The organism is Streptomyces tricolor (assembly GCF_002155905.1).
GTDB classification, from domain to species: domain Bacteria; phylum Actinomycetota; class Actinomycetes; order Streptomycetales; family Streptomycetaceae; genus Streptomyces; species Streptomyces tricolor.
The window spans coordinates 1-12296 of record NZ_MUMF01000233.1 but is presented as its reverse complement, the minus strand read 5'-3'; the positions used below and the strand labels follow the sequence as shown (position 1 = coordinate 12296).

At 76.9% G+C, this 12296-nt stretch carries 2 protein-coding genes; both read left to right on the top strand.

The window, feature by feature from the left end; all coding sequences use genetic code 11:
* The coding region (locus CCN44_RS17340; protein WP_086698168.1) for an SDR family NAD(P)-dependent oxidoreductase at positions 1 to 3468 on the top strand (3468 nt) is incomplete at its 5' end.
* A 67-nt stretch (positions 3469 to 3535) separates the two neighbouring features.
* Positions 3536 to 12296: type I polyketide synthase (locus CCN44_RS17335; protein ID WP_143649822.1), on the top strand; the 8761-nt coding region annotated here is incomplete at its 3' end.

Sequence of the window (12296 nt, the reverse complement as noted above, 5' to 3'; positions counted from 1 at the left end):
CGCCCGCGCCGCGCCGGCGTCTCCTCGTTCGGCATCTCCGGCACCAACGCCCACACCATCCTGGAGGAGGCACCGCCGGCCGAGACCGAGCCGCCCGCCCCGGAGCGGGCCGCGCTGCCCGTCGTCCCGTGGGTGCTGTCCGGCAAGGGCGCCGACGCCGTCCAGCGGCAGGCGGAGCGGCTGCTCGCGGCCGCCGGTGACCTGGACCCGTACGACGTCGGGTACTCGCTGGCCACCACGCGCACCGTGTTCACCCACCGGGCCGCCGTCACCGGCCGCGACCGGGCCGAGCTGCTGGCCGGTCTGCGCGCCGTCGCCGACGGCAGCCAGGCCGCCGTCACGGCCCCCGAACCCGGGCGGCTCGGCATGCTGTTCTCCGGCCAGGGCTCCCAGCGGCCCGGCATGGGCCGCACCCTGCACGCCGCGTTCCCGGTGTTCGCCGCCGCCTTCGACGAGATCTGCGCCGCCTTCGACGCCCACCTGGACCGGCCGCTGCGCGAGGTGATGTTCGACCAGGACAGCGACCCCGCCCCGCTGCACCGGACCGTGTACACGCAGGCCGCCCTGTTCACCTTCGAGACCGCCCTGTACCGGCTGCTGGAGCACTGGGGCATCCGCCCGGACCTGCTCGCCGGGCACTCCATCGGCGAGGTCGTCGCCGCACACGTGGCGGGTGTGCTGGACCTGACGGACGCGGTGGCCCTGGTCGCCGCCCGCGGCCGGCTGATGCAGGCGCTGCCCGCCGGCGGCGCGATGGTGTCCCTGCTCGCCACCGAGGCCGAGGTGGCACCGCTGCTCACCGACGGCGTCGACATCGCGGCCGTCAACGGCCCGCGCGCCGTGGTGATCTCCGGTGACGAGGAGGCCGTCCTCGCCGTCGCCGCCCGGTTCGACAAGAGCAAGCGGCTGACGGTGTCGCACGCCTTCCACTCCCACCGCATGGACCCCATGCTGCCGGAGTTCCGCGCGGTGCTCGCGGGCCTGACCTTCCACGAGCCCGCCCTGCCGGTCGTCTCCAACGTCACGGGCCGCCCCGCCGAGGAGCTGACCTCGCCCGACTACTGGGTACGGCACGTCCGCGAGGCCGTCCGCTTCCACGACGGGATCACCGCCCTGGCCGCCGAGGGCGCCACCCGCTTCCTGGAGGTCGGCCCCGACTCGGTCCTCACCAACCTGGCCCAGGACGTGGTGCCCCACGTCATCGGCACCCAGCGCCGCGACCGCGCCGAGGACGCCCAGCTCATCGAGGCCGTCTGCCGGCTGCACCTGACCGGCACCGGCCCCGACTGGCGGACCGTGTTCGCCGGGGGCCGCAAGGTCGACCTGCCCACCTACCCGTTCCGCCGCGACCGGCACTGGGAGGACGCCCCCATCCTGCAGGCCGAGCGCTCCGCCGCGGCCCGCGCGGGCGGTGACGCCGCCGACCCGTTCTGGGAGCTGGTCCGGGACCAGGACGTGCCCGCCGTCGCCGCCACGCTCGGCGTCGCAGACGAGACCTCCGTCGCCGCCGTCGTACCGGCCCTGGCCGCCTGGCACGAGCAGCGGCAGACCAACGCCGCCGCCGACGGCTGGCGTCACCGCGTCACCTGGGAGCCGCTGGCCCCCGCCGCCACCCCGGCGCTCGGCGGCCACTGGCTGGCCGTCGTCCCGGCGGCCGACGACCCGTGGACCACGGCCGTCCTGACCGGGCTCGCCGAACAGGGGCTGCGCGTCGACACCCTCACGGTCCCCGGGACGGCCGACCGGGCGGTGCTGGCCGCACTGCTCGCCGGCCGGAGCGGCGTCGACGGCGTGCTGTCCCTGCTGGCACCCGCCACCGCGCTCACCACGACCGCCGCCCTCGTGCAGGCCCTCGGCGATGCCGGGATCAGCGCCCCGCTGTGGTGCGTCACCCGCGACGCCGTCGCCCACGGCACGGCCGCCGCCGTCACCGGCTTCGCCCAGGCCCCGGTGTGGGGTCTCGGCCGGGTCGCCGCCCTGGAACACCCCGACCGGTGGGGCGGGCTGGTCGACCTGCCCGCCGAGATCGGACCGCGGACCGTCGCCCGGCTCGCCGCGCTGCTCGGCGACGCCGGCGGCGAGGACCAGGTCGTCCTGCGCGAGTCCGGCGCCTACGGCCGCCGCCTGGAGCACGCCCCCGCCCGCGCCGGCGCCCCCTGGAAGCCGTCCGGCACGGTGCTGGTCACCGGCGCCACCGGCGCCGTCGGCACCGCCGTCGCCCGGTGGCTCGCCGACCAGGGCGCCGACCACCTGCTGCTGACCTCCCGGCGCGGCACGGACGCGCCCGGCGCCGCCGACCTCGTCCGCGAACTCACCGACGCGGGCCCGAAGGTGACCCTGGCCGCCTGCGACGTCGCCGACCGCGAGGCGCTCGCCGCGCTGCTGGACTCCGTACCCGGGGAACACCCGCTCACCGCCGTCCTGCACCTGGCCGGCGTCCTCGACGACGGCGTCCTGGACGCCCTCACCCCCGACCGCTTCGCCTCCGTCCTCGCCCCCAAGGCCGACGCCGCCCGCCACCTGCACGAACTCACCGCGGACCGGGACCTGTCGGCGTTCGTGCTGTTCTCCTCGCTGACCGCCACCGTCGGTGGCGCCGGACAGGCCAACTACGCCGCCGCCAACGCCTACCTCGACGCCTTCGCCGAACACCGGCGCGCGGCCGGACTGCCCGCCACCTCCATCGCCTGGGGACCCTGGGGCGGCGACGGCATGGCCGCGCACGGCACCGTCCGCTCGGCCGCCCGCGCGATGGGCATGTCCCTCCTCGACCCGGACCGCGCCCTCACCGCACTGCGCCGCGCCCTGGACGGCGGCGACACCACCGTCACCGTCGCCGACGTCGACTGGTCCGCCTTCGCGCCCGCGTTCACCGCGACCCGCCCCAGCCCCCTGCTGTCCGCGCTGCCCGAGGCACGGCGCGGCACGGCCGCACCGGAGACGAGCGGAGCCGACGGGTTCGCCGCGAAGCTCGCCGGGCTCACCGGCGGCGAACGCGACCGCGCCCTCCAGGAGCTGGTGTGCGGCCAGGCCGCCGCGGTCCTCGGCTACGGCGACGCCGGCGCGGTCGAACCCACCACCGCCTTCCGCGACCTCGGCTTCGACTCGCTCACCTCCGTCGACCTGCGCAACCGGATCAGCAGCGCCGCCGGGGTGGCGCTGCCGGCCACCCTCATCTTCGACTACGCCACCCCCGCCGCCCTCGCCAAGCACCTGGGGACCGAACTCGCGGGCGCCGACACCTCGGTGGACTCCGTCCTCGCCGAATTCGACCGGGTCGCGGCCCGGCTCGCCGGCCTCACCGCCGAGGACATCGAGCAGGGACGGATCACCACCCGCCTCCAGGCGCTGCTGGGCGACCTGAACAAGACCCTCGGCCAGGACGCCGCCGCCGTCGCCGGACGGCTGGAGGACGCCTCCGCCGACGACGTCTTCGCCTTCATCGACAACGAACTCGGCTCCGCGTGACCCGGCCCTCCCACGACACCCCGGCCCGACCGCGGTCCACCTCTTCGCACAGGAGTGGCGACACCCGATGACCAACGACGAAAAGCTGCTCTCCTACCTCAAGCGGGTCTCCGCCGACCTGGCCCAGACCCGGCAGCGGCTGCGCGAGGTGGAGACCCAGGACCGGGAGCCCATCGCCATCGTCGGGATGAGCTGCCGCTTCCCCGGCGGCGTGACCACACCGGAGGAGTTCTGGCGGCTCGTCCACGACGGCACCGACGCCGTCGGGGACTTCCCCGACGACCGGGGCTGGGACCTCGACACCCTGTACGACCCCGACCCGGACGCCACCGGCAAGAGTTACGTCACGCGCGGCGGATTCCTGGACGACGCGGCCGGGTTCGAGCCGGACTTCTTCGGCATCAGCCCCCGCGAGGCCCTCGCGATGGACCCCCAGCAGCGGCTGCTGCTGGAGGTGTCCTGGGAGGCGCTGGAACGCGCCCGGATCGCCCCCGGCGCGGCGCACGGTGCCCGGATCGGGGTGTTCGCCGGCACCAACGGCCAGGACTACAAGGACCTGTTGGCGAGAATGCCGGAGGACGCCGAGGCCGCGCTCGGCACCGGCGTGCTGGCCGCCGTGATCTCCGGCCGCATCTCCTACACCCTCGGCCTGGAGGGCCCGGCCGTCACCATCGACACCGCCTGCTCCTCCGCGCTCGTCGCCGTCCACCTCGCCGTACAGGCGCTGCGCGGCAAGGAGTGCACCCTCGCCCTGGCGGGCGGCGCCACCGTCATGGCCACGCCGGGCAACTTCATCGCCTTCAGCCGGCAGCGCGGCCTCGCCCCGGACGGCCGCTGCAAGTCCTTCGCGGACACGGCGGACGGCACCGGCTGGAGCGAGGGCGCCGGCATGCTGGTGCTGGAGCGGCTCAGCGACGCCCGCCGCAACGGCCACGAGGTGCTGGCCGTCGTCCGCGGCTCGGCCGTCAACCAGGACGGCGCCTCCAACGGCCTGACCGCCCCCAACGGGCCCTCCCAGCAGCGCGTCATCCGCGCCGCGCTCGCCGGGGCACAGCTCACCGCCGCCGACGTGGACCTGCTGGAGGCGCACGGCACCGGCACCACGCTCGGCGACCCGATCGAGGCGCAGGCGCTGCTCGCCACCTACGGCCAGGACCGGCCCGCGGACGCCCCGCTGTGGCTCGGCTCGGTGAAGTCCAACATCGGGCACACCCAGGCGGCGGCCGGCGTCGCCGGCATCATCAAGGCCGTCATGGCGATGCGGCACCGGGTCCTGCCCAGGACGCTGCACGCCGACGAGCCGACCACCAAGGTCGACTGGGGGCAGGGGCAGGTCCGGCTGCTGACGGAGAACCGGCCCTGGCCCGACCCCGGCCGGCCGCGCCGCGCCGCCGTCTCCTCCTTCGGCGCCAGCGGCACCAACGCGCACACCATCCTGGAGGAGGCCCCCGCCGGGGAACCGGCGGAACCCGCGCCGCGGACGGCGCCGCCGCTGGTGCCCTGGGTGATCTCCGGCCGGACCGAGCGCGCCCTGCGCGAACAGGCCGCCCGCCTGGTGGCCGCCGCCGGCGAGCTGGACCCGGTGGACGTGGCGCACTCCCTGGCCGCCACCCGCACCGCCCAGCCGCACCGGACCGTCGTCCTCGGCGCCGACCGCGACGCGCTCCTCACGGCCATGACCCGGGTCGCCGAGGGCGGTCCGGGCGCCGCCTCCGGCCGGGTCCGCAAGGGACAGACCGCCTTCCTGTTCACCGGGCAGGGCGCACAGCGCGCCGGCATGGGCCGCGAACTGCACGCCCACTTCCCGGTGTTCGCCCGCGCCTTCGACGAGATCTGCGCACTGACCGGCGACGCCGAACTGCGCGACCTCGTCCTCGGCGACGACCCCGAGCCGCTGCACCGCACCGCCCGCACCCAGACCGCCCTGTTCGCCTTCGAAGTCGCCCTGTACCGGCTGCTGGAGTCCTGGGGCCTCACCCCCGACTACCTGGCCGGACACTCCATCGGCGAGATCGCCGCCGCCCACGTGGCCGGCGTCCTCGACCTGGCCGACGCGACCGCGCTGGTGGCCGCGCGCGGCCGGCTCATGCAGGCGCTGCCCGCGGGCGGCGCCATGTTCGCCGTACGCGCCACCGAGGACGAGGTCCGCCCGCTGCTCACCGAGCGGACCGGTATCGCCGCCGTCAACGGCCCGGACTCCGTGGTGATCTCCGGCGACGCCGCCGAGGCCGAGGCGGTGGCCGCCCGCTTCGCCAGGAGCCGGCGGCTGAACGTCTCGCACGCCTTCCACTCCCCGCTCATCGAACCGATGCTGGCCGAGTTCCGGTCGGTCGTGGAGTCCCTCACCTTCCACCGGGCCACCGTGCCGGTGGTCTCCAACGTCACCGGCGCCCTCGCCACCCAGGACCTCGCCACCGCCGACTACTGGGTGCGGCACGTGCGCGAGGCGGTCCGCTTCCACGACGGGATCCGCACCCTCGCCGCCGAGGGCGTCACCCGCTTCCTCGAACTCGGCCCGGACGCGGTGCTGACCGCCATGGCCCGCGCATGCCTGGCCGCCGACGGCACGGACACCGACGCCGTCCTGGCCGCCGCGAGCCGCCGCGACCGCGCCGAGACCGAGACCCTGCTCACCGCCGTGGCCCAGCTGTACGCGGGCGGGGCCGCCGTGGACTGGACCGCGCTGTTCACCGGCGCCCGCACCGTCGACCTGCCCACCACCGCCTTCCAGCGCGAACGGTTCTGGCCCGCGACGGCCGCACCCGTCGGCGACGTCGGCTCCGCCGGCCTGGACCCCGCCGACCACCCCCTGCTCGGCGCGGCCACCGTGCTCGCCGGCTCCGACGGCGCCGTGCTCACCGGCCGGCTGTCCGTGCGCACCCACCCCTGGCTCGCCGACCACGTCGTCGGCGGCTCGGTCGTCGTCCCCGGCACCGCCATGGTCGAACTCGCCGTCCGCGCCGGCGACCAGGTCGGCTGCGCCCGCCTGGAGGAACTCGCCCTCGAAGTAACGCTGGTGCTGCCCCCGGACGACGGGGTGCGGGTCCAGGTCGCCGTCGGGGCACCCGACGCGTCCGGCGCCCGCACGGTGCAGGTGTACGCCCGCGCCGAGAGCCTGCCCGCCGACGAGCCGTGGACCCTGCACGCCTCCGGCCACCTCGCCCCGGGCACCGGCACCCCCGGCAGCCGCCTGGAGGTCTGGCCCCCCGAGGACGCCGAACCGCTCGACACCACCGGCCTGTACGAGCGGCACGCCGCCGCCGGACTGGAGTACGGGCCCGCCTTCCAGGCCCTGACGGCCGCCTGGCGGCGCGGCGAGGAACTGTTCGCCGAGGTACGGCTGCCCGAGCGGCCCGCCGCCGACGCGCCCCGCTTCGGCCTGCACCCGGCCGCGTTCGACGCGGCCCTGCACGCCCTGGCGCTGCTCGGCGACGGATCCGCCGACGACACCGCCCGGCTGCCCTTCATGTTCGCCGGTGTCACCCTGCACGCCGTCGGCGCCTCCGTGCTGCGGGCCCGGCTGGTGCCCGCCGGGAACCACGCCTTCGCCGTCGACCTGGCCGACGCCGCCGGCGCCCCCGTCGCCACCGTCACCTCGCTCGCCTCCCGCCCGCTGACCCACCTGCGGGACGCCCGCGACACGACCGCCGACGCCCTGTTCGCCCTGGACTGGCAGCCGCTGCCGCTCGACACCGAAGCCCCCGACACCGACCACCGGGTGCTGCACAGCACACCGGGCACCGACGCCACCGCCGTACGGCAGGCGCTGCGCACCGCGCTCGCCGCCCTCCAGGACGACGACCCCCGGCCGCTGGCCGTCGTCACCCGCGGCGCGGTCGGCGTCGCCGGGGAGGACGTGCCCGACCTGGCCGGCGCGGCCGTCTGGGGCCTGGTGCGGTCCGCGCAGTCGGAGAACCCGGACCGGTTCGTGCTGCTCGACCTCGAACCGGGCACGGACGCCGCCGCTGTCCTGCCCGCCGTCCTCGCCTCCGGCGAACCGCAGATCGCCGTGCGGGCCGGCACTGCCCACGCCGCCCGGCTGGTGCGCGCCGAAGCACCCGCCGGCACCGCCGAGTGGAGCCTCGACCCCGAGGGCACGGTCCTGCTGACCGGCGCCACCGGCGGCCTCGGCCCGGTGCTCGCCCGCCACCTCGTCACCGCCCACGGCGTCCGGCACCTCGCCCTGCTCAGCCGGTCCGGCCGCGCCGACGACCTGATCGCCGAACTCGCCGCGCTCGGCGCCACCGCGACCGCCCACGCCTGCGACCTCGCCGACCGCGACGGCCTCGCCGCCGTCCTGGCCGGCATCCCGGCCGCGCACCCACTCACCGCGGTCGTCCACGCCGCCGGCGTCCTCGACGACGGCGTGGTCTCCGCGCTCACCCCCGAGCGGATCGACACGGTCCTCGCACCGAAGGCGCTCGGCGCCCTCCACCTGCACGAACTGACCACGGGCCTCGCGGCGTTCGTGCTGTTCTCGTCCGTCGCCGGCACCGTCGGCGCCCCCGGCCAGGGCAACTACGCCGCCGCCAACGCCCTCCTGGACGCCCTCGCCGCGCACCGGCACGCCCGGGGCCTGCCCGCGCTGTCGCTCGCCTGGGGACCGTGGGCCCCGTCCGGCGGCATGACCAGCACCCTGGACGAGGCCGACCGCGCCCGGATGGCGCGCGGCGGCATGACCGCCCTGTCGGCCGAGGAGGGCACCGCCCTGTTCGACCGGTCGCTGCGGGCCGGCCGCCCCGCCCTGGCGCCGGTACGGCTCGCCCTGCCCGCGCTGCGCGCCCAGGGCAGCGGCCTCGCGCCCGTCTTCCGCGCGCTGGCGGGCCGCCCGGTGCGCCGGGAGGCAGCCGCCGAGGGCGCCGCCACCGGCCTCGCCGAGCGCATGGCCGGCCTGGGGGAGGAGGAGCGCGCCGAGGCGCTGCTGCACACCGTCCGGGCCCACGTCGCCGCCGTGCTCGGGCACGCGCACCCGGACCGCGTCGAGACCGACCGCGCCTTCAAGGACCTCGGCTTCGACTCGCTCGCCGCCATCGAGCTGCGCAACTCCCTCTCCGCCGAGCTGGGCCTGCGGCTGGCCGCCACCCTCGTCTTCGACCACCCCTCGCCCGAAGCGCTCGCCGCCCACCTGGGCACCCTGGTCGGGGGCGCCCGGACCGGAGCCCGCCGGGGCCGGCGCACCGGGCCCGCCCGCGCCGACGAGCCGCTGGCCATCGTGGGTCTGGCCTGCCGCTACCCCGGCGGCGTCCGCACCCCCGAGGACCTGTGGCGGCTGGTCGCCGACGGCACCGACGCCATCACCCCGTTCCCCGCCAACCGGGGCTGGGACGTGGACCGCATCGTCGACCCCGCCCGGCAGCGGCCCGACACCTCCTACGTCGGCGAGGGCGGCTTCCTGCACGACGCGGGCGAGTTCGACGCCGCGTTCTTCGGCATCAGCCCCAAGGAAGCCCTCGTCATGGACCCGCAGCAGCGGCTGCTGCTGGAGGCGTCCTGGCAGGCGCTGGAGAGCGCGGGCATCGACCCGCACACCCTCAAGGGCAGCCGCACCGGCGTGTTCGCGGGCGTCCAGTACCACGACTACTTCGGCAGCTTCGGCTCCGGCAGCATCATCTCCGGCCGCGTCGCCTACACCCTCGGCCTGGAGGGCCCGTCGCTGTCCGTCGACACCGCCTGCTCCTCCTCCCTGGTGGCCCTGCACCTGGCCGCCCAGTCGCTCCGGCAGGGCGAGTCCAGCCTCGCCCTGGTCGGCGGCGTCGCCGTCATGGCCACCCCCGAGACCTTCATCGAGTTCAGCAGGCAGGGCGCGCTCGCTCCCGACGCCCGCACCCGCGCCTTCGCCGACGCGGCGGGCGGCACCGTGTGGGGCGAGGGCGTCGGCGTCCTGGTCGTGGAGCGGCTCTCCGACGCCCGCCGCAACGGCCACGAGATCCTCGCCGTCGTCCGCGGCACCGCCGTCAACCAGGACGGCGCCTCCAACGGCCTGACCGCCCCCAACGGCCCCTCCCAGGAACGCGTCATCCTCGAAGCACTGGAGAACGCCCGCCTCACCACCGCGGACGTGGACGTGGTGGAGGCGCACGGGACGGGGACGACGCTGGGCGACCCGATCGAGGCGCAGGCGCTGCTGGCCACCTACGGCCAGGACCGCCCGTCGGACGCGCCGCTGTGGCTCGGCTCGGTCAAGTCCAACATCGGGCACACCCAGGCCGCCGCCGGTGTCGCCGGCGTCATCAAGATGGTCATGGCGATGCGGCACGAGACGCTCCCGAAGACCCTCCACGTGGACCGGCCGTCCACGAAGGTCGACTGGGACGCCGGGAACGTGCGGCTCCTGGCCGAACAGCGGGAGTGGCCGCGGCACGACCGGCCGCGCCGGGCCGCCGTGTCGGCGTTCGGCCTGTCCGGCACCAACGCCCACGTCATCCTCGAACAGGCCCCCGCCGAGGACACCGAGCGGCCCGCACCCGAGCAGCCCGCACCCGAGGACGCCCCGCCGACCGCCTCCGAGCCGGCGCTGCCGGTGGTGTGGCCGGTGCACGGCCGTACCCGGGACGCCCTGCGCGCCCAGGCGGCACGCCTGCGCACCCACCTGGACACCCGCCCCGCCCTCCGCCCGGCCGACGTCGGCTGGACCCTCGCCACCGGCCGCGCCGTGTTCGACCACCGGGCCGTGGTCCTCGGCACCGACCGGGACGCCCTGCTGCGCGGACTCGACGCCGTCGCCGCCGGCACCCCCGACCCCGCGGTCACCGAGGGCGCCGCCGACGGCACCGACCGGGTCGTGTTCGTCTTCCCCGGCCACGGCGCCCAGTGGCCCGGCATGGCCCGGCAACTCCTCGACGACTCCCCGGTGTTCCGGGAGAGCGTCCTCCAGTGCGCCGACGCCTTCGCCGAGTTCGTCGACTGGTCCCTGCTCGACGTGCTCCGCGACGCGGAGGGGGCGCCGCCGCTGCACCGGGTCGACGTGGTCCAGCCCGCCCTGTTCACCATGATGGTGTCGCTGGCCGCGCTGTGGCGCTCGTACGGCGTGGAACCGTCGGCCGTCGTCGGCCATAGCCAGGGCGAGATCGCCGCCGCGTACGTGGCGGGCGCGCTCGACCTGCGGGACGCCGCCCGGATCGTCGCCACCCGCGGCAAGGCGTGGCTGACCCTCGCGGGCACCGGCGGCATGGCCTCCGTGGCGCTGCCCCGCGCCGAGGCGGCCGAACGGCTGCGGCCCTGGGGCGACCGCCTGGACATCGCCGCCGTCAACGACCCGCGGTCCGTCACCGTCGCCGGCGACCTCGACGCCCTGGAGGAGTTCCTCACCGGCCTGGAGAGCGAAGGCGTACGGGTCCGGCGGGTCCGGCAGATCGTCGGCGCGGGCCACACCGCGCACGTCGACGCGCTGCGCGACCAGCTGACCGAGACCCTCGCGCCGACCGCGCCGCGCTCCGCGCCGGTCGCCTTCTGCTCCACGGTCACCGGAGGACTGCTCGACACCGCCGGCCTCGACCACCACTACTGGTACCGCAACGCCCGGCAGACCGTCCTGTTCGAACAGGCCGTCCGCACGCTCGGGGAGCAGGGCTACGGCCCCTTCCTGGAGATCAGCGCGCACCCCATGTTCACCGTCGCCGTGCAGCAGACCCTGGAGGAGACCGGCGGCCCCGCCACCGTCCTCGCCACGCTGCGCCGCGACGAGGGCGGACGCGAACGGTTCCTGCGCGCCGCCGCCGAGGCCCACGCGGCCGGCCTCACCGTCGACTGGCGGCCCGCCTTCGCCGGCACCGGCGCCCGCACGGTGGAGCTGCCGACGTACGCCTTCCAGCGCACCCGGCACTGGCTGGAGCCGAGCGGCGGCACCGGCGACGTGACGGCCGCCGGACTGGCACCCGCCGGGCACCCGCTGCTCGGCGCCGTGGTCGAACTCGCCGACGGAGCGCTGGTGCTCACCGGCCGGCTCTCCGGCACCGCGCGGCCCTGGCCGGAACCCCAGGCACCGTCCGGCGCGCTGGTCGACCTCCTGCTGACCGCCGCCGACCGGGCGGACTGCGCGGGCATCGGCGACCTGACCGTGTACGAGCCGCTGACCGTGCCGGCCGGCGGCGCCGACACCCGGGTGTCGGTCAGCGCCCCGGACGCGGCGGGCACCCGCACGGCCGCCGTCCACACCCGCACCGCCGACGGCCCCTGGCTCCGCCACGCCGAGGCCACGCTGACCACTGGGCCGGTCCCCGGCGAGCCCCTGACGGCCTGGCCGCCGGCCGACGCCGAACCCCTGCCGGTGGACGCCGGGGACGAGCACGCGCGAGCGGCGGAGCCCGCGGCACCGGCCACACCGCCGGCCGAGCCGGAGCCCCGGGCGCCGCAGCCGCCCGGCTCGCCGGCCGCCCGGCCGCACGCTGCCGCCCCGGCCGAGCCCGGCCCCGCAGGCGCCACCGTGACCGCCGCCTGGCGGCGGGACGAGGACGTCTTCGCCGAAGTGGCGCTCGACGACGACGCCGCACAGCGCGCCGACGCGTTCGCGCTGCACCCGTCGCTGCTGGACGCCGCCCTGCGCCCGGTGCTCGACGGGGCGTCGGTGCCCACCGCCTGGTCGGGCGTCCGGCTGCACGCGACGGGGGCCCGGACCCTGCGGGTGCGCGCGGAGCGGACCGGCCCGGACACCGTGGCGCTCACCCTGGCCGACCCCGAGGGCGGCCCCGTGCTGACCGCCGACACCGTCCGGCTCGGCGCCGCCCCCGGCACCGGCGCGGGCCACCGGATCGGCGCGGACACGCTGTTCCGGATGGACTGGGTGCCGGTGCCCCTCGCGCCGGCCGCGCCCGGCCGCTGGGCGGTGCTCG